Below are 23,884 nucleotides of genomic sequence, written 5' to 3'. Positions count from 1 at the left end.
ACCATGTCGGACCGCTACGCCCGCTACGTGCGGCTGAAGTTCGAGAGGCCCGCCGACGGCGTGCTGCGGATCGTGATGAGCAATCCGGGCAAGCTGAACGCGGCCGACGCCGACATGCACCGCGAGCTGGCCGAGATCTGGCGCGACGTGGACGCCGATCCCGACGTGCGCTGCGCCATCCTGACCGGGGAGGGCGCGGCGTTCTCGGCCGGCGGCGACTTCGAGATGATCCAGGGGATCGTCGACGACTTCGAGGTCCGGGCGCGCGTGATGCGCGAGGCGCGCGACATCGTGATGAACATCATCGACTGCCAGACGCCGGTGGTCAGCGCCATGCGGGGCGTGGCGGTGGGCGCGGGCCTGGTGTGCGGCCTGCTGGCGGACGTCTCGATCGCCACGCCGGACTGCCGGATCATCGACGGGCACACGCGGCTGGGCGTGGCGGCGGGCGACCATGCGGCGATCGTCTGGCCCCTGCTGTGCGGCATGGCGAAGGCCAAATACTACCTCCTGACCTGCGACCCGCTGGACGGGGCGGAGGCCGAACGGATCGGGCTGATCTCGCTGGTGGCCGACGACGCCGAGCTGGACGCCCGGGCGCTGGCGGTGGCGACCAAGCTGGCCAACGGCGCGCCACGGGCCATCGCCTGGACCAAGCACGCGCTGAACCACTGGCTGCGGAGCGCGGGGCCGGCGTTCGACGCCTCGCTGGCGCTGGAGTTCCTGGGCTTCACCGGACCCGAGGCGGCGGAGGGACTGGCCTCGCACAAGGAGAAGCGGAAGCCGAAGTTCGTCTGAACCCCGGGCGTTAACCCGCCGCTTCCCTCACCTGGGTCATGCTTGGCGCTTCTCGGTCTCTGGGGGAGGGCGCCGACGATGCGCGGACCTTACACGCTCCTGGCCGCGGTGCGGCGCAAGGAATTGCCGACGCGGCTGGTGATGGCCGCGGCGCTGGCGGGCATCGGCTGGTGGCTGGCGCCGTCGGTCTGGCCGGCGGCGTGGTTCGCGCTGGTGGTCGTGACCCAGTTCGCCGACTGGGCCGTCTATCGCGACATCGCCCGGGAGCCGACGGTCGGGCGCAAGGCGGCGTGGGCGGCGGCCACCTTCGCCTCGACGGCGGTCTACACCTCGCTGGGCGCCTATCTGTGGCTGGCCGGCGGACAGGCGGGGCAGCTCTTCGGGATGCTGATCTCGGCCGGCGGGCTGCTGCACGTGACGATCCACATGCACCATGTGAAGTCGCTGCTTGTCGCCGCGGCCGTCCCGCACGCGCTGGTGTTCTTCTGGATGCCGCTGCGCGGGGTGCTGGCCGGCGACGTCCACATGTGGGCGCTGGTGGCGGGGGCGGCGATGTACGTGGCCCACCTGCTGGTGGCCTTCCGGCAGGCGAACGCCACCACGCGCCAGCTCGCCGACGAGCGCAACCGCGCCGAACAGGCCAGCAAGGCCAAGTCGAACTTCCTCGCCACCATCAGCCACGAGATCCGCACCCCGATGAACGCCATCGTGACGGCGGCGCACCTGCTGCGGGGCTCGCGACTGAACAAGGCCCAGCGCGAGCAGGTGGAGATCCTGACCGACGCCAACGACGTGCTGCTGAGCCTGCTGAACGACGTGCTGGACCTGTCGAAGATCGAGGCCGGCAAGATGGCCCTGGAGTCGGCCGACACGGACCTTCGACGCACGGTCCAGGGCCTGCACCGCCTGTGGCGCCCCCGGGCGGCGGCCAAGGGGCTGGAGCTGAGGCTGGAGATGGCCGACGACGCGCCGGCCGCCGTCTCGCTGGACGCCCTCAGGCTGAAGCAGATCCTCTCGAACCTGATCTCCAACGCTGTGAAATTCACCCAGAAGGGGACGGTCACGATCCGCCTCGCGGCCGAAACGCGCGACGACGGCGAGGTCCTGATCTTCGAGGTGGCGGACACCGGCGCCGGCATTCCGCCCGAGGCCGTGGAGCGGCTGTTCGACGCCTTCGAGCAGGGCGAGGCCGGCACGACCCGCAAGCACGGCGGCAGCGGCCTGGGGCTGGCGATCAGCCGACGGCTGGCCACCCTGATGGGCGGCGGCCTGGGGGTGGAGAGCGAGCCGGGGCGCGGCTCGACGTTCCGGCTTGTGCTGCCGCTGGTGCGCAGCGTGGCGGACGCCGAGGCGACGCCCGAGGATGCGGTCGCCGGGGGCGAGGACATGCTCCGGAACATGGAGGTGCTGGTGGCCGAGGACCACCCGGTGAACCAGCGGGTGCTGGAGCTGCTGCTGGCGCCGCTGGGGTGCCGACTGACGTTCTGCGAGGATGGCGGAAAGGCGGTCGACCTCGCGGCGGGACGGCCGTTCGACGCCATCCTGATGGACATGCAGATGCCGGTCCTGGACGGGCTGGAGGCCACGCGGCGGATCAAGGCCGGCGGCGGGCCGAACGCCGGGACTCCGGTGATCGCCCTGACCGCCAACGCCCTGGAGCATCACCGCGCCGCCTGGGCCGAGGTGGGCGTGGAGGCGTTCGTGAGCAAGCCGATCGACCCCCGCCAGCTCGTCGCCTCACTGACGCAGGCGGCGACGGACGGGGCGGTGCGGCGGGCCGCCTGAGCGTCCGGGAGTCGTCCTGGAGGTCGTCGGGGACTCGAAAGGCGAGACGAGCGGGATGTCGCCTCACGCTCCTCCCCCGTCGGGGGAGGAGGAGCGGCGCCGCAAGGTCATCTGCGAATCCCTGACAGCTTCTAATCCGTGAAGACGACGGTCTTGCGGCCGTTGAGGAGGACGCGGTCCTCGAGGAACCAGCGGACGGCGCGGGCCAGGACGCGGCGCTCGATGTCGCGGCCCTTGCGGACCAGGGCGGCCGGCGTGTCGCGGTGGCTGATGCGCTCGACGTCCTGCTCGATGATCGGGCCTTCGTCGAGGTCGGCGGTCACGAAATGGGCGGTGGCGCCGATCACCTTCACGCCGCGCCCGTGGGCCTGGTGATAGGGGCGCGCGCCCTTGAAGCCCGGCAGGAACGAGTGGTGGATGTTGATGCAGCGCCCCTCCAGCTTGCCGGCCAGGTCGTGGGACAGGACCTGCATGTAGCGGGCGAGGACGACCAGTTCGGTTCCGGTGTCCTGGACCAGCTTCCAGAGCTGGGCCTCCTGGGCCGGCTTGGTCTCGGCGGTCACGGGCAGATGCCGGAACGCCACGCCCTGGAGATCGGTGTGGGGGTAGGTGGAGGCCGGGTGGTTGGAGACCACGGCGGTGATGTCCATCGGCAGCTCGCCCTGGCGCCAGCGCCACATGAGATCGGCCAGGCAGTGGTCCTGCTGCGAGGCCAGGATCATGACCCGACGGCGCTCCTTGCGGCCCCGCAGCGTCCAGGTCATCTCGTAGTCGTCGACCAGGGGCTGGAGATGCGCCCGCCAGGCGTCGACGTCGGCTTCGCCGGGATCGAACACCACGCGCATGAAGAAGCGACCGGTCTCCTGGTCGTTGTACTGCTGGGCGTCGAGGATGTTGGCTCCGCGCTCGAAGAGGAGCGTCGAGACGCGGGAGACGATGCCGGGGCGGTCGTCGCAGGAGAGGGTGAGTATCATCGCCCGGGGCCTCTGCACGCCCCGCGCGGAGGCCGTCAAGCCGGTGATCTCCGAAAGGCGCGATCGCGCGCGGACGTCCGTCCTCGATCGCGCATTGCGGTCACGCCTGTTCGGCGCGAAGACTGGCCGCCTTGCAAAGGACCGAGGCCCATATGCGGATCGCCCACACCCTCGCCATCGCCGCCTTGGCCGTCCCGCTCGGGACCGCCCCCGCGCCCGCGGTCGCCCAGCCGGGGTCGCCGGCCGAAGCCTGCTCCCTGGCCATCCGCTACGAGGTCCAGGACCGGTTCCCGCAGGCGCGGGGCGTGCGGGTCCGCAGTGCGGACGTGAGCCAGGCCGGCCGCAACCAGGCGCGCGTTTCGGGCCGGGGAGAGTTCGAGGACCGCAACGGCGGCGAAGCCCGTTTCCAGTACGGCTGCACCTACAGCTATCGCAACGGCCGCACCTCGCAGCTCGACATCAGCGACGTCCACCACAAGGACGGCGGGTCGAACGGGGCGGCGGTGGCGGGCCTGGTGATCGGCGCCATCGTCCTGGGGGCCATCGTCGCGGGCAGCAAGGACAAGGACAAGGACCGGGACGACGACTGGCGTAACGACGAGGTGTGGAGCCCCGCCAACGGCGTGCGCTGCGTCCAGCGCGAGCGCGCCTGCTACAAGAACGGGCGCTTCTCGCAGTCGTGGACCGACCGGGTCTTCTACCGCTGAGCCGTCAGGCTCCGGCCCGGCGCTCGCCCGACTTGTCCTTGCCCTTCACGGCGGCGGCCTTGGACGCGTCGTCGACCGGCGGCGGATAGCGGAAGCCTTCGCCGCGGCTTCCTGCGGCCGCAAGCTGTTCCGCGGCGAAGTCCCAGTCGGCGAGGTTGTCGAACCAGCGCTCCAGGAACCGCTTCCGGTCGTTCTTGTGGTCCAGGTAGTAGGCGTGCTCCCAGACGTCGCAGACGATGAGGGGATAGATCCCGTCCTTGATCAGGGTGTCGTCGGCGTCATGGGTCGAGATCACCTTCAGGCCGTCCGATCCCGTCACCAGCCAGGCCCAGCCCGAGCCGAAGTGGCCGGCTCCCTCGGCGACGAAGGCGTCGCGCAGCTCGTCCAGGCCGCCGAACGCCGATTCGATCGCCGCTTCGAGGTCGCCGGACGGGCCCTTGCCGCCCGCCGGCCGCATCGAGCGCCAGAAGAAGGCGTGGTTCCAGGCCTGGGCGGCGTTGTTGAACAGCGGCTTGTCGCCCTTGCGGTGCGCCTCGCGGACCACGTCCTCCAGCGGCCGGCCGGCCAGCCCGGCCTTGGGCGCCAGGTCGTTGGTCTTGTCGACGTAGGTCTTGTGGTGCTTGCCGTGGTGGGTGCGCATGGTGTCGGCTGAGATGAAGGGCGCGAGCGCATCGACGGGGTACGGAAGGTCGGGCAGGACGTACATGGCGGGCTCCGGGAGACGGGGAAGGCTTCGACCTCTCCAACACCCGCCGGCGCGACCCGTTCCGGGACGGCGTCGAGATTCCCATTGCGCATCGCCCCTGGAACAGTGTGAATTGCGCGGAGTCGCAAGGAGGGCTGGCCCGCAGCCGTCCTTGTGGCGAACCAGACCTCCGAAAGGGGTCGCTGGCGTCGACACGGGACGCCCCAGGGGTTGGATATGGGGGCTTACCGAGCGCTTTCAGGCGCTGCGGCGACGCTTGCGTTCGCCGTAGCGCCAGCCGTGGCGCATGCGCAATCGACGACACAGTCAAGGCAGGAACTGAACCCCGCCGGGCGTACGCAGATGCAGGCGCCGCCGGCGGCCGACCTGTTCAGCGCGCCGGACGCGGGGCCATGTCCGCTGGCCGAGAACCCGGCCGCGCTGACCGTGACCTCGGTGACGTTGAGAGGACTGGAGTCGGTTCCGGCGACCGAGCTGGCGCCCGCCTATGCGGCGTTCCTGAACCGGCCGGACGGGGACGCAGGCGATCTCTGCAAGATCCGCGATGCGGTGGCCGAGGCGCTGTTCGACCGCGGCCTGCTCGTGCGGGTCGAGATCCCGGCCCAGACGATCGACGGCGGGGCGGTGACGCTGGAGGTGATCGAGGCGCGGATCGCCAACGTCACGCTGCGCGGCGACCCCGGCCCGGCGGCGCCGGCGCTGGAGCGCTACGCCGCGCGGCTACGGGGCATGGCGCCCTTCGATATCGCCCGCGTGCAGCGCTACATCCTGCTGGCTTCGGACGTGCCGGGGATGCAGGTGCGGGCCTCGGTGCGGCCCAGCACGTCGGGCGAGCGCGGGGCGGTGGACCTGGACCTTCATGTCGTGCGCGACGAGGAGGAGGCGATCGTCAACGCCCAGAACCTCCAGGCGCGCGCCACCGGGCGCTGGGGCTTCCTCGGCCGCTACGACCTGAATGCGCGCAGCCGCTACGGCGAACGGACCACGCTGGTCTTCTATCGCACCATCAAGAACGAGCAGTGGGTGGCCCAGGGGCTGACCGAGGCGCGGTTCGGGTCGGAGGGCCTGGTGGTGCGCGGCGGCCTCGCCTACGGCGAAAGCCATCCCGGCGGGTCGCTGAAGGGGCTGGGGCTGAAGAGCGAAAGCCTGATCGGTTCGGTGGAGGCGGCCTATCCGCTGGTGCGCAGCCGGCGCAAGAACATCTGGCTGGCGGGCGGTGTCGAGGTGATCGACCAGACCACGAGCCTGGGCGGGGCGGCCAAGCTGATCGACGACGAACTCCGCGTCGCCTATGTGCGGGCCGAGGCCGACCAGACCGTCTACTCCGGCTACCGGCCGATCCTGCTGCGCGGCCAGGTCGGCCTGCGGCAGGGCCTCAATGTCTTCGGGGCGACCGACAAGGGCGACCGACTGCTGTCGCGCGCCGAGGCCCGGCCCTCGACCTGGAGCCTGAGCGCCGAGGGTTCGATCCTCACGATGCTGACGCCCACGCTCGCGGCCTATGTGGAGGTGTCGGGGCAGTATGCGGACAAGCCCCTGGCGGCGTACGAGGAGTTCTCGGTGGGCTCGCTCACCGTGGGACGCGGCTACGATCCCGGCTACGTCACCGGCGACAAGGCCCTGGCCGCGTCGTTCGAGCTGCGGGGCGGGCCCTATCAGCCCCGGGCGGGCCTGAGCGTCAGCCCGTACGCCTTCTTCGACATCGCCCACACCAGCGACCACGACCGCACCGGCTTCAGCCAGACCCTGACCTCGGTGGGCGTCGGCGTGCAGATCCCCGTGCGGGAGCGCTGGATGCTGGATGTGGGCTACGCGCAGCCGCTGGACAAGCGCGCCATCGACCGCAGCAAGCCCCCGGGCCGGCTGCTCGTCAACTTCACCGCGAGGTTCTTCTGATGCCTGCCTCGACACGTCTCCGCCGGCTGGCCGCCGGCGTGGCCCTCGCCGCGCTGACGGCCGCGAGCGGCGCCTCCGCCCTGCCGGTCTACAGCGGCAACTTCCAGGTGAGCGCCGGCGGCGGCGCGCCGTTCATCAACACCCTGGGATCCGATCTGGTGATCGTCGACCTCAACGCGCCGCGGACCATCATCGACTGGACCAGCTTCAACCTGGCCGCGGGCGAGGTGGTTTCGTACGCCTTCGAGCAGAACAACTGGATCGCGCTCAACCGGGTGCCCAGCGGGCCCATCGAGATCAACGGCTTCATCAGCGCCGCGCGCAGCGCCGGGTTCCCCCTGGACACCGGCGCGACGGCGGGCGGCAACGTCTGGTTCTACTCGCCCGACGGCGTGATCTTCGGCCCCAACGCGCGGGCCAACGTCGGCGGGCTGCTGGCCACGAGCGCGGCCGTCAACCCGGCCCAGTTCCTGAACCCGTCCAACCTGACGATGCGCTTCACCGGGTCGGGCAGCGGCGGGCCGGTCACGATCGCGGGGGGCGGCACGTTCACCGGGCGGGGCCACCTGGCTTTCGTGGCGCCGCGGGTGACGTCCGAGGCCGGGGCCACGATCAACGCGGGCGACCTGGGGACCGCCGCCTACGGCGGGGTCGACACCTACGACATCACCTTCATCCCGATCGGGGCCAACGACCTGGCGTTCTTCACCTTCCAGGTGCCGAACGCGGCGGCGGGGACGCCGTTCTCCGAGGCGCTGAACCTGGCCGGGCAGACGACGGGCGCCAACGTCTATCTGCTGGCCATGAGCCGGGCGGCGGTGACCAGCCAGCTCATCAACGCCCCGGGCCTCCTGGTGGGGGCGTCGTCCGAGACCCGGTACGGCCAAGTCACCATCTCGACCGGCCGCAACATCGTGCTGGGCCAGGTGGGTCATGGCGAGGAGACGCAGCAGGTCGCGGGCGTCACAACCGGTTCGGTGCGGATCGGCGAGATCAACGCCATCGGCAACGTGAACATCTACCTGACCGGCACCGGTTCGATCGGCGACCTGACCGTGGACACGGGCGTCCGCGCCGGCCAGGGGCTGCTGGTCGCGGCCCGGAACATCAGCGTGGGGTCGGGCGGCCTGTCGTCTGGCGACACCGGCATCAACTTCGGCGGCATGATCATCGACACCTCGGGATCGGTCAGCACGCCCAGGCTCACGGCGCGGACCGACATCTTCGTGACGCCCGGCGCCGCGGCCGCCGGCCGACCGAACGGGCCGGGCGTGCTGAACGTGGGGGCGGCGACGGCCGGGGGCGAGATCCGTCTGATCGGCTCGTCCATCACGGGCGCGGCCCTGAGTTCGGGCGGACAGACCCAGATCTTCGCCACCCTGCCGGTGAACCTGTCGTCGCTGAGCACGGGCGGCTACACGCGGATCAGTTCCGACGAGACGATCACCGTCGGCTCGGTCAGCGGCGTCGACCTGGACATCCGCTCGGCCCTCGGCGTCACGGCCAGTTCGCTCACGGGGTCGACCTCGGTGCGGGTCGGCACGGGCGGCCCGGCCGTCATCAGCTCGATCTCGGGACCCACGCTGAACCTCGAATCGCCTTCGGCCCGGCTGGGATCCGTGTCGATTTCGGGCGAGGCGCGCATCCGCACGCGCAACCTCGACCTGCTCGCCGGCCTGACGGCGGGCGAGCTGATCCTGGAGCTGACCTCGCCGTCGGGCCCCCTGATCATCGGCGGCGCGGACGATCCCGGCCTCACCGACGAGGAGATCGGGCGCATCCGGGTGACCGGGGGGCTGACCATCTACGCCGGCCAGACGGCGACGACGATCAACGAGCCCGTCCTGACCTTCGCCGACATCGAGGTGGGTGACCTGACGATCGACCCCACCCGCATCCCGCGCCTGACCCTGGCGGCCAACTCGGGCCGGGAGGTCCGGATCGGCGGCGCGCTCAGCGTCACGGCGCCGGGCGGCGATCTCCAGATCGGCATGCCCGAGGCGGCCAGCCCCTGGGCGCCGGGCGCGATCATCGTGACGGGGTCGATCGGGTCGGCGTCGGGCGACGCCGTCGCCGGCTTCACCGACGTGCGGGCGTTCCGGAGCGTCCGGATGCATGCGACCAACGACATCCTCATCGGCTCGCCGCGGTTCATCGACCTGATCTCGCCCGTGCCGGCGGACCAGATCGACATCGGCGCCGGCCTGCCCGCGGGCGTGGCGCCCGTGGACGACGAGGTGGACCGGCTGTTCATGGTGGCGGGCGCGGTGACGCTCACCGCCAACGACCGCATCGTGCAGCAGAACACGGGCCTGAGCACCGAGGCGGGCCTGTACCTCACGGGCGAGGGGATCGCGGCCAGCGAGCCGCTGCTGACCCTGGGCCGCGCGCAGGTGGGCGACCTGTTCGGGGCGTTCGCCACCGCCGACGGGCTGCTCTCGATCGGCCGGGCCGGGGCGTTCTCGAGCCGGATCGTGCGCGAACCGGGCGACACAACATCGGGCGCCATCCGCATCAACGGCTGCCCGCTGGGCATCGGCTGCGCGACCTTCACGCCGGCCAACCAGTTCCGGGTGGAGCAGTTCCAGCCGGCGGGTCCACGGGGGGCGCTGGATCCGCCCATCCTGACCCCGCCGTCGCCGCTGGACGACGACGAACGCGAAGCGGAAGCCGTGACCACCGGCGCCGGCAACGAAGAGATCTGGCGGAGGGACCGATGAGCCCGCTCAAGACCCATGCACTGCTGTCGGCGTCGCTCGTCGCCGTCGGGGCCGTCCTGGCCGCCGGACCCGCGCTGGGCCAGGCCCGGGCGACATCGCTTCCCGAGGTGTTCCCGCTGGGCCAGAGCGGCGCCAGCGGCGCGGTCTGCGAGGCCGTGCGCGACTACCAGGACCCGCTGGCGCAGAGCGGCGAGGGGCGCGCCTGGCGCATCCGCTGCCGCGGCTATTCCACCACCCTGGGGCGCCTCTATCAGCTCTCGACCCCGCGGGCCTCGGCCTGGCGCGAGGCGCTGGCCGTGCGGGCGCAGTGCGCGCCGGCCCAGGCGGCCCCCGGCGGCCTGCCCGGCGCGCTGGCGGCGTGCCGACTGGGCGGGACCGAGGGCGCGCCCTATGTGGTGTTCACGGCGGAGGAGGGCGGAGCCGTCACCGCGGTCGAAGGGCTGGCGCCTCTGTCCGACATCCTGGAGACGGGGCTGAAGGTGGCGCTCGGCCTGGCCAAGGCGCCGGTCGCGACCCAGATCCAGACCTCGGCGGCCCAGGCCGAGATCGCGGCGGACTTCCCGAACATGGCGGGCCTGGCGGCGGCCGAAGCGGCGGCGGCTGTCGATCCCGAGCGCCTGCGCGCCCGCGGCTACGTCCAGAACAACGAATGGCGGTTCGACGAGGCCGAGACGGCCTTCCGGGCGCTGGTGACCGAGGGCGAGGCGCGAAACGCCCCGCCGGCGGCGCGGGCCGAGGCGACGCTGAACCTGGCCATGAACATCTCGAACAGCGGACGGTTCGAGGAGGCCGAGGCCTATTTCGCCGACGCCGAGGCGCTGATTCCGGCCGACGACCCGACGCTGCGGGCCCGAAGCCTGAACTATCGCGCGCTCCACGCCCGCAACCGCGGCCGGTTCGACGAGGCGGTGCGGCACGCCCGCGCCGCGCTGAGCCTGCGCGCCCAGGTCCATACCCAGGGGGCGGCGGCCACCACGGCCGGCCGCCCGGCGACCGCCGGGGCCGACGGCCCGCTGGTCATCGACCCGGGCACGGCGCGGCGGCTGAACGCGCCATCGCCGGCGCAGAGCCAGATCGAGGCGCCGCGGGTGAGTCAGGCCGAACAGCTCGCCATCCAGGACGCCCAGGCGTGGCAGGCGATCGGTACGTCGCTGGCGATGCAGGGCCAGGTCGCCGAGGCGCGTCAGGCGCTGATGCGGGCCCAGGACATCCTCGTCCGCAGCGCCGCGCTCGGTCGGCTGACAGCCTGGCTCCAGAGCCGGGTGACGGCCGACCTCGCCGAACTGGATCTGCGCGAGGGCCGCGCGGTTCAGGCGGCGGCGGGCTATCAGCGCGCGCTCGGCGTGCTGCGCACGCGGCATGCGGGGAGCGCGGGCGAGGGCGCGCTGCTGCTGGACCTGGGCCGCGCACAGGCGGCCGCGGGCCAGGACGACGTCGCCCTGGCGACGTTCGGGCGGGCCATGGAGATCTTCCGCGCCCAACGGGGCGGCCTGGGGGACTCGGCCAACGCCTCGGCGCCCTATTTCGACCTGCTGCTGAAGGCGATCGCGCGCGACCCGGCGCGGGCCGGCGAGTACGGCGCGCGCTTCTTCGACGCCAGCCAGACGGTAGTGTCCAGCGCCACCGCCGAGACGGTCAACCGCCTGGCGGCCCGCGTCGCGGCGGGCGACGGCCAGATCGCCGGGCTGTCGCGGGCGTTCGAGGATGCGCGGCGGCGGGTGCGGGCCACCGAGAGCCAGATCGCCGCCCTCCAGGCCGAGGGCCTCTACACCGACGACGTCCGGGCCCAGATGGAGATCATCCTGAACGTCGAGCAGGCCGAGGCCGACGGGCTCGAGGCGCGGATGCTGGCGGCCAACCCCCGCTACAACCAGCTCGTCGCGCCCGGCGCCTCGGCGGCCGAGATCCAGGCGGCGCTGAAGCCGGACGAATCCTACGTGAAGCTGCTGCCCCTCGGCGCACGCACCTACGGCGTCCTGCTGACGAAGACGTCGGTCCGGCCGTATGCGGTGGACATGGGGCGCGCCGAGGTGGACGCCGCGGTCCGGCGGCTGCGCGAGCCGCTGGAGCCGACCGAGAGCCTGATTCCGTTCGACGCGGCCGCCTCGGCGGCGATGTTCGACAAGCTGTTCGGTCCTGTGAAGGCGGAGGTCCTGGCCTCGCGGCACCTGGTCTATGAGCCGGAAGGGCCGCTGGTTTCGTTGCCGGTGGCGCTGTTCGTCACCGACGCGGGCTCGATCCGCAAGGGCGCCGACGGCGAGACCGACTATGTCCGCACCGCGTGGCTGGGCAAGACCGTGAGTTCGTCGCTGGCGGTTTCTGGTGCCAGCTTCCTCCAGTCGCGGGCCTTTGCGCCCTCGGCGGCCAAGCAACCCTACCTGGGCTTCGGCGACCCGGCGATGCCGCGCGCCGAGGCGCGGGCGTTCACCTCGGTCACGCGCTCGTTCGTCCGCCGCAGCGCGGCGCTGGAACGGGTGTGCGGCGAGACGCGCAACGCGCTGCTGCGCATGGAAGCCCTACCCGAAACGGCGGCCGAGGTGCGGCAGGTGGGCGCGAGCCTGGGGACTCCCGGCGCGGTGGTCGTGGGGGCCGAGTTCACCGACGACGCCATCCGCGGCCGCAGCGACCTGAACGACTATCAGGTGCTCTACTTCGCCACCCACGGCCTCCTGCCCCAGCCCGACGCCTGCGTGCCCGAGCCGGCGCTGGTGACCTCGCTGGGCGGTGACGATTCGGACGCGTTGCTGGATTCGAGCGAGATCCTGAACCTTCGCATCGACGCCGACCTCGTGGTTCTGGCCGCGTGCGACACGGGCGGCCGCGGCGCCAGCGTGGACCGGACGGGGCTGACCGGCGGGGGCGAAGCCCTGGGCGGCCTCACCCGGGCGATGGTCTACGCCGGCTCGCGAGCCATGGTGGTGTCGCACTGGTCGGTGGATTCCGAAGCCTCGGTGCGGCTGATGACGGGCCTGTTCGCGTCGTCCGCCCCCAGCATGGCCGAGGCGTTGCAGCAGTCGCAGGCGGCCTTGCAGGCCGAAGCCGATCACGCCCACCCCTATTTCTGGGCGCCGTTCACCCTGGTGGGCGACGGGGCGCGGGCGCTGCCGGGCCTTGCGCGGCGGACGCAGACCGCCGCGCGTTAGCCGGGAAAGGGGCGCGGCGGACGCAGACCGCCGCGCATCAACCGGAGAAAAGGACGCGGCGACGGTCGACCGCCGCGTCGGAGCGCAGCTTTCGGAGCGGCGTCAGGCGCGGTTGACCTGCCAGACGCCGTTGCGGTCGCGGCAGGCGTTGAGGCGCTCGGTGTAGCTGGGCTGGCCGCGTTCGTTGATGGTCTGGACGACGGTCTTGCACTCGCCGCGTCCCTGGCCTCCGCCATAGCCGCCGCCGGCCGGCGTGACCACGCCGCGCGAGACGTAGCCCTGGATCCAGCCGTCCTCGATCACGGCCAGCCAGCCGCCGGCGACGCCGCCCGCCACTTCGATCTCCTCGCCCGGCCGCAGGCGGTCGACGACGGCGGCGTTGGTGCTGGGACCCGCGCGCATGTTGATGCGGCTGTTGGCCGTATAGGTTCCGCCCACGTCGCTGGCGCGGGTGGCCGGGGTGACGCCCGAGGCGTAGCGCCAGCGGCCCGTATAACCCTGGGAGCCGCCGTAGCCGCCGCCGTAGTTGCCGCCGGTCGTGCCGATCACCTCGATGCGTCCGGTCGCGCCGGTGGTCGGATCGCTCCAGGTCTGGGGACGTCCCGTGTCGAGGGCGCGCTCGAACGCCACCTGGGCGTCCTGGGCGCTCTTGCGATCCATCCGGCAGCCGATGTTGTTGCCGATCATCGAGCCCAGGCCTGCGCCGATGACGGCGCCCAGGGTGCGTTCGTTCTTCGAGATCTGGCTGCCGGCCAGGGCGCCGACCAGGCCGCCGACCACCGCGCCGGTGGTGTTGCCGCTGCCGGCCGCGTCGCAGCCGTAGAGAGAGCCGAGGCCCTGGGCCGAGGCCCCCTGGGGCGCGGCGAGCGCCAGGGCGAAGCCGGCGAGGGCGGAAGCGGTCGCGAGACGGGGCATGGGGTCCTCCTGGACGTTTCCCCCATGATGAGCCAACTCGCATGGGAAGGCCAAGCCCTGCACGTCTCGCGTGTGTGGGGAATCCGTCGGGCGGCGCGCGCGGTGTCTCGGGCGCGATGTCTCGGGTGGGGCGGAGCTTCAATCCCTGTGGACTGACGTCGCCCGGCTGTGGCAAGCCGGGCCGTCACGCGGGCGTGGCGGAATTGGTAGACGCAACGGACTTGGGCTTCGGCTTCGAGTGCGCCGGGGGAAACCCCAGACGTAGAACCGCTCAAATTCGGGGAACCCTGTCAGATGGGAATCCCGAGCCAAGCCAGGGGAGGGCGCTCCTCTGGAAGGTGTAGAGACTAGACGGGCGGCGCCTGTAGCCCGAGGGCCGATGGCCTGGAGGCCAGGGCGAAGGGATAGTCCAGACCACGAACGTCCCGCCTCCGCGAGGCGGGCGGCGGCGAAAGCCGAAGTGGTACGAAAATCCGTAGGGCCGTGAGGCTCGTGCCGGTTCGACCCCGGCCGCCCGCACCACCGCGAACAGCGGGACTGCACAAGCCTGAGCGATGGCGGCCCTTCCCGAAGCCGCTCAGCGGGCTGTCGACCTCAGGCCGGCGGCTGGGCGCCCCTTTGCGATGCGGCGGTGGGCGGTCTGCGGAGATAGGGCGGCGTCCGCAGGGCCCGCGGATCGGCCGGCGATGGGCAACAAAGCGCTGGCCTTCCTAAAAATCCCACATTATGAACCACAATTCTATTTGTTCGCCGTCCTGGTTCTTTCGAGGGTTCGAATGCTCAAGCGTGCCGCCGCGTACCGGACTGCCTGTGTGGCCGTGGTGGCGATCGTCGCCGCATCGGGGAGCGCGCCCGCAGTCGGCTGGACGGGCGAGGAGCCGCCTGTGGAGGCCGCGCCGGCGACTGTCGAGGCGCCGGACCCTATGCGCGGGCTCGAGACCTTCGAGGCGGTCTGCGGCATGTGCCACGAACTCTCGCGGGCGACGGATGTGGGCCGCACACGCGCCGGCTGGAACCAGATCGTCGGCATGATGGTCGGCCACGGGATGACCGCGACGAGCGACCAGATCAAGGAGATCGTGGACTACCTTTCCGTCGCCTATCCCGCCGCGCCGCCGCCCGCCGCCGCCGCTCCCACAGCGCCGCTGCCGGACGCTCCAGCGTCGCCGGCCTCCTGAGGCGGCGTCGAGATGCCGCGCATCCTCACCTGGCTGGCGAGCCTTGCGGCCCCCGTCCTGGCCGCCCTCAGCCTCGGCGTCGCGCCGGCGGCCGCGGAAACGACGGTGCTGCGGGGCGTGACGCTCATAGACGGGACGGGGCGGTCCCCGCTTCCCGACGCGGCGCTCGTCCTGCGCGACGGACGCATCGCCTGGGTCGGTCCGACCCGCGCCCTGACGGTCGCGCCCGGCGCGGAGGTGATCGACCTCCAAGGCAAGTACGTCATGCCCGGGCTGATCGACCTCCATACCCATGTCGGCATCACGATCGACATGCGGCAGGACATCGGGAACTACACCCGCGACGCGGTCGAGCGCGAGTTGGGCGTCTACGCCGCCTATGGCGTGACGACGGTCCAGACGCTGGGAACCGACCGGGACTCCATCTTCGCGCTCAGGGCCGAGCAGCGGGCCGGACGCCCCACGATGGCGCGCGTGTTCACGGCGGGGCAGGGCCTCGTCTTCAAGGACGGGTTCGGGGGCGTCGCGGGTCTCAACCGACCCGTGGCCACGCCGGACGAGGCCGCCAGGGCGGTCCACGAACAGGCCAACAAGGGCGTCGATCTGATCAAGCTCTGGGTGGACGACAATCTCGGCGCGGCGCCGACGATGCCCCCCGACGTGACCCTGGCCGCGATCCAGGCTGCGCACGCGCGCGGACTGAAGGTGGTCGCGCACGTCTTCTACCTGGCGGACGCCAAGCGCCTGGTCGCGCAGGGCGTGGACGGCCTGGCCCACATGGTCCGCGACCAGCCGGTCGATCAGGACCTGATCGACGCGATGAAGACGCGGGGCGTGTGGCAGATCGCCGAGGCGCTGGCCCGCGAGTCGGCCATGTTCAGGCTGGCCGAACCCGAGGCGTATCTGGACGACGCGTTCTTCCGTCGCGGGGCCTCGCCCGCGACGTTGGAGGTGATCGGGAGCCCGTCCCGCCGCGAAGCCATACGCGGGGGCGCTCATTTCCACGACTATCCGGAGCATCTGGCCATGGCACAGGCGAACGCCCGGCGGCTCGCGGCCGCGGGCGTCAAGCTGGGGTTCGGGACCGACGCCGGCCCGCCGGGGCGTCTGGGCGGATATTCGGCGCACGAAGAACTCGCCCTGATGGTCGAGGCCGGGTTCTCGCCGACGCAGGCGCTGACCGCGGCCACGGCGACGGCCGCGGCGTTCCTGGGGGCCGAGGACCTGGGCGTGCTGGAGGCCGGCCGCTGGGGCGACATCGTCGTGCTGGACGCCGATCCGACGGCCGACATCCTGAACACGCGGAAGATCCACGCCGTGTACATCGCGGGCCGCCGGCTCACGCCACGCGGTGAATGAAAAAAGACCAACAACGACAAGTCGTCGGAGGGAAACGCCATGCCTGAACACCTGACTCGACGGACCGCATTGCTGGCGGGCGGGAGCACGTTCCTCGCCGCCGCCGCGGCGCCGGCCCTGGCTCTGGGCCAGACCCGTCCGGACGGATGGGCCGCCTACAGCACCGGGACCGGCGAATGGAGGACCTACGGCGGCGATCTCCGCAGCCAGCGCTATTCGCCCCTCGCACAGATCGACGGAGGGAACTTCAACCGGCTCCGGGTGGCCTGGCGCTTCAAGCCCGACAACCTGGGGCCGTCGCCGGAGGTGAACCTGCAGGCGACGCCGCTGATGGTGAACGGCGTGATGTACATGACGGCGGGGACGCGCCGGGCGGCGGTGGCGCTGAACGCGACGACCGGCGAACTCCTCTGGAAGTACAATCTCGACGAGGGCCGCCGCCGCGGGCCGCGGATGCAGTCGGGCCGTGGCCTGGCCTACTGGACCGACGGCCAGGAGGAACGGATCCTGTACGTGACGCCGGGCTACCAGCTGGTGGCCCTGGACGCGAAGACCGGCGCGCCGCTGCCGGGCTTCGGTGAGCGCGGGCGCGTCGATCTGCGCAAGGAGCTTCCGGACACCGACGTGGATCTCGACACCGCCGACATCGGCCTGGCGGCCGCGCCGCTGGTGGTGGACGACGTCATCGTGATCGGCGCGGCGCATCAGCCGTCCACATTTCCGCGCAAGTCGAACATCAAGGGCGCCATCCGCGCGTACGACGTGCGCACGGGCCGCCGGCTCTGGACCTTCCGTACGATCCCGCAGAAGGGCGAATTCGGCCACGAGACCTGGCTCAACGGCTCGGAGATCTACACGGGCAACGCCGGTTCGTGGGCCCAGATGAGCGCGGACCCGGAGCTGGGTCTCGTCTACTTCGGCGTCGAGCTGCCGACGGGCGACTGGTACGGCGGCGCCCGTCCCGGCGCGGGCCTGTTCGGCGAGAGCCTGCTGGCGGTCGATATCAGGACCGGCGAACGCCGGTGGCACTATCAGATGGTGCATCACGGGATCTGGGACGACGACGTGCCCTGCGCGGCCATCCTGGCCGACATCACCGTCAACGGGCGACGCATCAAGGCGATCGCGCAGGCCCAGAAGAACGCCTGGCTCTATGTGCTCGACCGCGAGACAGGAAAGCCGGTCTGGCCGATTCCCGAGCGCAAGGTCCCCAAGGGCGACGCGCCGGGTGAATGGTATTCGCCCACCCAGCCGCACGTCACCAAGCCCCCCGCGTTCGATGCGCAGGGGACCTCGATCGACGACCTGATCGACTTCACGCCCGCGCTCCGGGCCGAGGCGGTGAAGATCGCGGGCGACTACAAGCTCGGGCCGATCTTCACGCCGCCGGCGGCGAGCCGCTGGCCTCGGCCGCTGGCGACGCTGGTGGCCGCCACGGGCCAGGGCGCCGCGCAGTGGCCGGGCGGCGCGTTCGACCCCGAGACCAACCTCTTCTACATCTATTCCAACAGCGCCTATTCCGCCCTGGGGATCGTGCCGGGCGACCCGCAGGTCACCGACAACGTCGGCATGCTGGGCCAGGCCCCGGCCCCCGACGGGAGCGCCGACTCCTCGATGGCGGTGCCGACCGTCCAGGGGCTGCCGCTGTTCAAGCCGCCCTACGGGCGGATCACGGCCATCGACCTCAACAAGGGCGAGCACGTCTGGCAGACCGCGCACGGCGAGACGCCCGACGAGGTGCGGAACCATCCGGCGCTCAAGGGGGTGGACGTGCCCCGCACCGGCAACCGCGGCAAGGTGGGCGTCCTGGTCACCAAGACGCTGATCATCGCCGGAGACGGGACGACGACGACCGCTCCGGACGGCGAGCATACCGGCTGGCTGCGGGCCTACGACAAGGCGACGGGCGAGGAGCGGGGCGCCGTCAAGCTCGCGGGCCGGGTCACGGGCTCGCCCATGACCTACAGCGTGGGGGGGCGGCAGTACCTCGCCGTCGCCGTCGGCATGCTGGGCAAGCCGGCCGAGCTGGTCGTCTACCGGCTGCCCGGCTGAGGCCAAGCCCGGCGATCGTCGCCAAGCGCCGGGCTCATCTCATTTTGTGAGACTGCAACCCAGGTTCCCTTGACCGCCTCTCGGCCCTTGCCGAGAGTGCCCGGCGATGGGTCGAGGAACGTGCGTTTTCGGGATTTTTGAAGATGAAGCGTAGTCCTGACCCATCGACGCCGTTTTCCCGACTGCTAACCGCCGCCGCCGTGGCGGTCGCGATCGGCGTCGGGGTGGGCGTATCCGGCCTGGCCCTCTCGTCCGCCGGCGCTTCGGCGACCGGCGCTCAGGGGACGGCGCCGGGCGGATCTGCGCCGGACGCGACGGTCCAACGCGCCTCGGCGCCGGCGGCGCCGGCCGTGGACGAAGCCCTGCTGAAGTCGCTGGAGACCCCCGAAGGCCGCGACACCTTCGTCAAGACCTACTGCGCCACCTGCCACAGCAAGCGAGGCAAGGCCGGCGACCTGACCCTGGAAGGAGTCTCCAGCGCCGATCCCGGCGCCAACGCCGACCTGTGGGAAAAGGTCGTGCGGCGGGTGGCGGCCGGCGAGATGCCGCCGCCGCGAGTCCGGCGGGCGGACGCCAAGGTCGCGCACGCCTTCGTGGCGTCGCTCGTGACGGAGCTGGATCAGAACGCCGTGAAGCGGCCCTACGCGGGCCGGACCGTGGTGCGGCGGCTGAACCGCACCGAGTACGGCAACGCGGTGCGCGATCTGCTGGGGATCGACTTCCCGTTCGCCTCCGAACTGCCCGCCGACGCCCTGGCGGCAGGCTTCGACAACATCGGCGACGCCCTCGCCATGTCGCCGGTGCTCATGGAGAGCTATCTGCGGGTGGGCCGCCAGGTGAGCGAACTGGCGCTGGGCGTCAGCGACCCGTCTCCGGTCATCGACCAGTTCCCGGCCATCAAGAACCAGGCCGCCTGGCTGGGCGAGGGCGCGCCGTTCGAGACGCGCGGCGGCGTCGTCGCCCGGAAGTATTTCCCTCACGAGGGCGAGTACGAGCTGCGCGCCTTCCTGAACGACGAGGCGCTGACCCCGCTGGAGGGCGTGCGCTTCTTCCGGACGCGCGTACACGTGAAGCCCGGCCTGCACACCTTCGTCGTCACCTTCCCCAAGGATCGCGCGCTGCCCGAAGGGCCGGTGCCGGGGCTGGCCGGACCGGGCGGCTCGGCCTGGGGCGGTCCCCTGGACGTCAAGGGATCGGCGGTGCGCCCGACCCTGCTGTTCTTCCTCGGCGGACAGAAGGTGAAGGAATTCGAGATCGGCGGCCCCACGGCGAGCGAGGCTGCGTTCGGCGCCGCCAGTGGCCCGCCCGTGGTCGCGCGCGCCGAGATCTCGGGGCCGTTCGACGTCGTTCCGACGACCCGCCGGGCCGCCCGGTCGGACGTCCTGGCCTGCCGGCCCGAGAAGGCGTCCCAGGAGGCCGCCTGCGCCGAGCGGATCCTCCGGAACCTCACGCGCCGCGCCTTCCGGCGGGACGTGACGGGCGAGGATCTCCGCCCCTTCCTGGCGACCTACGCGACGGCCCGGACGAAGCTCGACTTCGACCATGCGCTGGCGGCGGCGATGCGGGACGTCCTCGTGTCGCCCGGCTTCCTCTTCCGCCTGGAGTTCGACCCCCGATCGGCGAAGCCGGGACAGGCCCATCGCATCTCGGATTTCGAGCTGGCCTCGCGCCTCTCGTTCTTCCTGTGGAGCACCATTCCCGACGATCGCCTGCTCGACCTGGCCAGCCGGGGACGGCTGAAGCAGCCCGCGGTGCTGCAGGCCGAGGTTCGGCGCATGCTGGCCGATCCGAAGGCCGACGCCCTGGTCAACAACTTCGCGGCGCAATGGCTGGCGCTGGGCGAGCTGGCGAACATCCAGCCCGACGCCAAGGCCTACCCCGAGTTCGACCCGGGCCTGAGGGAGGCCTTCGCCGAGGAGACGCGACTGTTCCTGCGCAGCGTCATCCGCGAGAACCGCAGTGTGCTCGACGTCATCAACGGCGAGTACACCTACATCAACGAGCGCCTCGCCGGCATCTACGGGCTTCCGGGGGTGAAGGGATCGGGCTTCCGGCGGGTTCAGCTCGCCGCGAACACCCAGCGCGGCGGGGTGCTGGGGCATGGCAGCGTCCTGATGCTCACCTCGCACACCAACAAGACGTCGCCGGTGCTGCGCGGCAAGTGGATCCTGGACAACCTGCTCAACTCGCCGCCCTCGCCGCCGCCCGCCGGCGTACCGCCCCTGGACGAGAGCCCGCGCGACGGCCGCCAGCTCACCACGCGGGAACAGGTGGAGCGGCACCGCGCCAGCCCCGTCTGCTCGAGCTGCCACTCCCGCATGGACCCGTTCGGCTTCGCGCTGGAGAACTTCGACGTGATCGGCCGCTGGCGGGTCCGCGACGAAGGGGGGCCGGTCGACCCGTCGGGCGAACTGCCCAACGGCGAGACGTTCTCGGGTCCCGACGGTCTTCGCCGGATGCTGCTGAGCCATTCCGACGAGTTCGTCGGCGCGACGGTCGCCCGGATGATGACCTATGCGCTCGGCCGACCGCTGGACGGCCGGGATCAGCCGGCGGTGCGCCGGGTGGTGCGCGAGAGCAAGACGGGGGGCTACCGCGTCCACGACCTGATCCTGGGGATCGTCACCAGCACGCCGTTCCAGATGAGACAAGCGAGTGAAGCGTCATGATCATCGCCCGTAGGCATCTCTCTCGTCGCGCCCTGCTCCGCGGGGGCGCCGGAATCGCCATCGCCCTGCCGTTCCTCGACGCCATGCACCCCGCGCTCGCCGCGGAACGCACGACGGCGGCGGCGCCCGTGCGCCGGCTGGGCGTGGTCTACTATCCGCACGGGGTGGTCGCCGACCGGTGGACGCCCACCGACGCGGGCGGGACCCTGAAACTCGGGGCCGGCCTCGCGCCGCTGGAGGGCCACAAGCAGAAGCTTCTCTTCGTGACCGGGATGTCGTCCGACCCGGACCGGGAGAAGCCGGGCTTCCACGACCGGGCTGTGACGTCCTGGCTGACGGGCGTGGAGATGGCGCGGGACAAGGTGAACCTGGGGCCGTCCATGGATCAGCTGGCCGCGGCGAAGCTGAGCGGCGAGACCCAGTTCGGCTCGCTCGAGCTGAGCACCGAGGCCGTCGGCCAGTTCGGCGGCGTGGCGTACCGCGACGCCACCACGCCGCTGCCCTACGAGCGCAATCCCCGCATCGTCTTCGAGCGCCTGTTCGGCGACGGGGGCAAGGTGGACGCCCAGGCCGTCGCCCGCCGGGACGCGATGGATCAGAGCACCCTGGATTCGGTGGTGGCGCAGATCGGCGCGCTCAAGCGCCGCCTCGGCCCCGCCGACCGCCGCAAGCTCGACCAGTACCTGGACTCCATCCGCGACGTCGAGCGCCGCATCCGCATCGCGTCCGAGCGCACCGCCGAACTCCCGGAGGCCACGCGCCCGCCCGGCGTTCCGGACAGCTGGGTCGAGCACGTCAAGCTGATGTTCGACCTCCAGGTTCTCGCCTACCAGGCCGACCTGACGCGCGTGGTCACCTTCATGACCCAGAAGGAGGCCTCGACGATCACCTTCCCGCACCTCAACGTCAGCATGCAGCATCACGAGGCGTCGCATCACAACTACGACCCGGCGAAGCTGGAGGTGCTGCACCGGGTGAACGTCACCCAATCGGAGCTGTTCGCCTACTACCTCTCGAAGCTGGATTCGATCGACGAGGCCGGCGGGACGCTGCTGGACAATTCGTTGATCCTCTTCGGCAGCTCGCTGTCGAATCCGACCGTCCACAGCCAGCGCGACCTGCCGGTGATGCTGGCCGGCGGCGCTGCGGGCCGCGTGCGCGGGGGCCGGATGGTGAAGCTCCAGGGCGATACGACGCCGCTCACGAACCTCCACCTCAGCCTGCTCGATCAGCTGGGGATTCCGACCGAGAAGCTCGGTGACAGCACCGGCATGTTCAACCGCTTGGGGATCTGAGGATGTTGAGGGCGCGCTACTTCGCCATCGCCGGCCTGTCGGCGACGCTGATCGCTTCGGGCGCGGGCGCGACGGCGTCTTCGGACCGCCTGCTCGCCGCCGCGCGCGACGATGTGGGGACCGAGGCCCTGGCGCTGGTGCGAGGCCAGGTCGACATCGACGCCCGGGACGAGAACGGCGCGACGGCGCTCGCCTGGGCGGTGATGCGCGCCAACCACGCGCTCGTGAGCGCGCTCCTGGCGGCCGGCGCCGATCCCAACGTCGCCGACGTGCGCGGCGTGACCCCGCTGGCGCTGGCCGTCGCCAACGACGACGAGGCGCTGGTGAAGGCGCTGCTCGAAAAGGGGGCGGACCCGAACCGGACCCGCGAGGGCGGCGAGCCGCCCCTGATGACGGCGATCCGCCTGGGGGCGACGGGCATCGCCCAGATCCTGCTGTCCCACGGCGCGGACGCCCGTGCGCGCGAGGATCGGTTCGGGCAGACCGCGCTCATGTGGGCGGCGGACAATCCCGCCGTCGCCAGGATGCTCCTGGAGAAGGGCGCCGACCCGCGGCTGGCGACCAAGTCCTGGGACGTCACCGCCACGATCTACACGCCCATGAACGCGACCCTCGGGGTGACGGGAATTCCCTGGAACAACGACGGGGACTTCACCGCCAGGGCGGGCGGGGACACCGCCCTCATCTTCGCCGTCCGCAGCCGGAACGTGGATGTGGTCCGCCTGCTCCTGGACGCGGGCGCCGACGTGGATCAGGCCTCCGCCGACGGGACGACGCCGCTGCTGGCGTCGCTCTACCAATGGCGTTCGTCCGACGGACGGTCGCTGACGTTCTCGCCGAGTCCCGAGATCGCGACCCTTCTGCTGGACCGAGGAGCCCGCATCGATGTGGCCGACCGCGCCGGCTACACGCCGCTGCATGGCGCGGTGCTGGGCCTGTCGCTGAGCGAGAGCGTGGGCGTCAGGCCGCGGTCGGTCGCTCAGGCCGAGCGCCTCGCGCCTCAGCCGCCGCCGAACGAGGCGGAGGGGCTGGTGCTGGTGGAGCGGCTGCTGGCGGCGGGCGCCGACCCCAACCGGCCGACGCTCCATCCCACGCCGGGGCCGGTGGGCGCGGTGCGGGTCAATCCCGCGCCGCCCGGATCGACGCCGTTCCACATCGCCGCGACGGCGCACAGCGCCAAGCTGATCGCGCTGCTGGCGCAGCACGGCGGCGATCCGAACCGTCTCCGCAAGGACGGCCACACGCCGCTCTCGGTCGCGGTCCAGAGCAACGATCCGGCGGTGGTCCGCGCGATCGTGGATCGGGGCGGCGACGTCAGGCGGCGATACGATCCGGCGGACGAGGTCGCCGATCCGGTCGAGGCCAAGAGCGAGCGCCGCAGCGGGCAAGGCATCCTGCACATCGCCGCCGTGGCCGGGTCGGACCGGGTCGTGGAACTGCTGGTGGCGCGGGGGGCGCCGGTCCTGGCCAAGAACGACCAGGGCGAGACGCCGCTGGAACTCGCCGACGCGCAGGAGCGGTTCCGCTACGCCCTGGAACGGGAAGGCCCGCTCGGCGGCGGCCCGACGCGGGACGTGGTCCGCGAAACCTACACCTCCGACGCGTTCAAGCGCGTGACGGCGCGCCGCGGCGCCCTGGCCGACGCGGGCGCATCGCGGTCGCGGTGATCGGGTCGACCGCTGGCGGG

15 protein-coding genes are annotated in these 23,884 nt (G+C 71.7%); 12 read left to right on the top strand and 3 right to left on the bottom strand.

Annotation, left to right across the window (positions count from 1 at the left end; translation table 11 throughout):
• Window positions 1–3 precede the first annotated feature (3 nt).
• Window positions 4–798: an enoyl-CoA hydratase/isomerase family protein gene (locus ABS78_RS02250; protein WP_293374444.1), complete on the top strand. Its 795-nt coding sequence runs from the start codon at window positions 4–6 to the stop codon at window positions 796–798.
• Window positions 799–876: 78 nt separating this feature from the next.
• Window positions 877–2,583 (top strand): ATP-binding protein, encoded by a 1,707-nt coding sequence (locus ABS78_RS02245; RefSeq protein WP_293374442.1) that lies wholly within the window; start codon window positions 877–879, stop codon window positions 2,581–2,583.
• A 131-nt stretch (window positions 2,584–2,714) separates the two neighbouring features.
• Here ABS78_RS02245 and purU read toward each other — a convergent pair whose 3' ends face one another.
• A complete protein-coding gene (purU, locus tag ABS78_RS02240) occupies window positions 2,715–3,557 on the bottom strand; it encodes a formyltetrahydrofolate deformylase (RefSeq protein ID WP_293374440.1) in 843 nt (280 codons plus the stop codon).
• A 152-nt stretch (window positions 3,558–3,709) separates the two neighbouring features.
• Between purU and ABS78_RS02235 the strand changes: the two genes are divergently transcribed.
• A complete protein-coding gene (locus tag ABS78_RS02235) occupies window positions 3,710–4,264 on the top strand; it encodes a hypothetical protein (RefSeq protein WP_293374438.1) in 555 nt (184 codons plus the stop codon).
• 4 nt (window positions 4,265–4,268) lie between these two features.
• Here the strand turns inward: ABS78_RS02235 and ABS78_RS02230 are convergent, their stop codons facing one another.
• A complete protein-coding gene (locus ABS78_RS02230; protein WP_293374436.1) occupies window positions 4,269–4,970 on the bottom strand; it encodes a superoxide dismutase in 702 nt (233 codons plus the stop codon).
• 342 nt (window positions 4,971–5,312) lie between these two features.
• On the opposite strand from ABS78_RS02230, the gene ABS78_RS02225 reads away from it, so the two are divergent.
• The 3 genes from ABS78_RS02225 to ABS78_RS02215 are packed head-to-tail and all read left to right on the top strand — an operon-like array spanning window position 5,313 to window position 12,729.
• Entirely contained in the window at window positions 5,313–6,866 is a 1,554-nt protein-coding gene (locus tag ABS78_RS02225; protein WP_293374434.1) for a ShlB/FhaC/HecB family hemolysin secretion/activation protein, read from the top strand.
• Window positions 6,866–9,586, top strand: coding sequence for a filamentous hemagglutinin N-terminal domain-containing protein (locus ABS78_RS02220; protein ID WP_293374432.1), 2,721 nt, complete (start codon window positions 6,866–6,868; stop codon window positions 9,584–9,586). Before ABS78_RS02225 ends, ABS78_RS02220 begins: the two co-directional genes overlap by 1 nt.
• Window positions 9,583–12,729 carry a CHAT domain-containing protein gene (locus tag ABS78_RS02215; RefSeq protein WP_293374430.1) on the top strand — a complete coding sequence of 1,049 codons (3,147 nt, stop codon included), beginning with the start codon at window positions 9,583–9,585 and terminating at the stop codon, window positions 12,727–12,729. The genes ABS78_RS02220 and ABS78_RS02215 overlap by 4 nt, the downstream gene beginning before the upstream one ends.
• A gap of 102 nt (window positions 12,730–12,831) precedes the next feature.
• Here ABS78_RS02215 and ABS78_RS02210 read toward each other — a convergent pair whose 3' ends face one another.
• Complete coding sequence (locus ABS78_RS02210; RefSeq protein ID WP_293374428.1) at window positions 12,832–13,644, bottom strand: glycine zipper 2TM domain-containing protein; 813 nt, start codon at window positions 13,642–13,644, stop codon at window positions 12,832–12,834.
• A gap of 686 nt (window positions 13,645–14,330) precedes the next feature.
• Here ABS78_RS02210 and ABS78_RS02205 point away from each other — a divergent pair.
• From ABS78_RS02205 to ABS78_RS02180, 6 genes are all read left to right on the top strand, one after another.
• Window positions 14,331–14,822 carry a hypothetical protein gene (locus ABS78_RS02205; RefSeq protein WP_293374426.1) on the top strand — a complete coding sequence of 164 codons (492 nt, stop codon included), beginning with the start codon at window positions 14,331–14,333 and terminating at the stop codon, window positions 14,820–14,822.
• A gap of 12 nt (window positions 14,823–14,834) precedes the next feature.
• Window positions 14,835–16,181, top strand: a complete 1,347-nt coding sequence (locus ABS78_RS02200; protein WP_293374424.1) for an amidohydrolase family protein — start codon at window positions 14,835–14,837, stop codon at window positions 16,179–16,181.
• Between the two features lie 39 nt (window positions 16,182–16,220).
• Window positions 16,221–18,233, top strand: coding sequence for a PQQ-binding-like beta-propeller repeat protein (locus ABS78_RS02195; protein ID WP_293374422.1), 2,013 nt, complete (start codon window positions 16,221–16,223; stop codon window positions 18,231–18,233).
• Window positions 18,234–18,376: 143 nt separating this feature from the next.
• Window positions 18,377–20,902, top strand: a complete 2,526-nt coding sequence (locus tag ABS78_RS02190; RefSeq protein WP_293374420.1) for a DUF1592 domain-containing protein — start codon at window positions 18,377–18,379, stop codon at window positions 20,900–20,902.
• Window positions 20,899–22,197: a DUF1552 domain-containing protein gene (locus ABS78_RS02185; RefSeq protein ID WP_293374418.1), complete on the top strand. Its 1,299-nt coding sequence runs from the start codon at window positions 20,899–20,901 to the stop codon at window positions 22,195–22,197. Before ABS78_RS02190 ends, ABS78_RS02185 begins: the two co-directional genes overlap by 4 nt.
• A 2-nt stretch (window positions 22,198–22,199) precedes the next feature.
• Window positions 22,200–23,864 carry an ankyrin repeat domain-containing protein gene (locus ABS78_RS02180; protein WP_293374417.1) on the top strand — a complete coding sequence of 555 codons (1,665 nt, stop codon included), beginning with the start codon at window positions 22,200–22,202 and terminating at the stop codon, window positions 23,862–23,864.
• Window positions 23,865–23,884: the final 20 nt, after the last annotated feature.

The organism is Phenylobacterium sp. SCN 70-31 (genome assembly GCF_001724605.1).
Taxonomy (GTDB): Bacteria; Pseudomonadota; Alphaproteobacteria; order Caulobacterales; family Caulobacteraceae; genus Phenylobacterium.
This window is presented reverse-complemented; position numbering and strand designations above follow the sequence as displayed.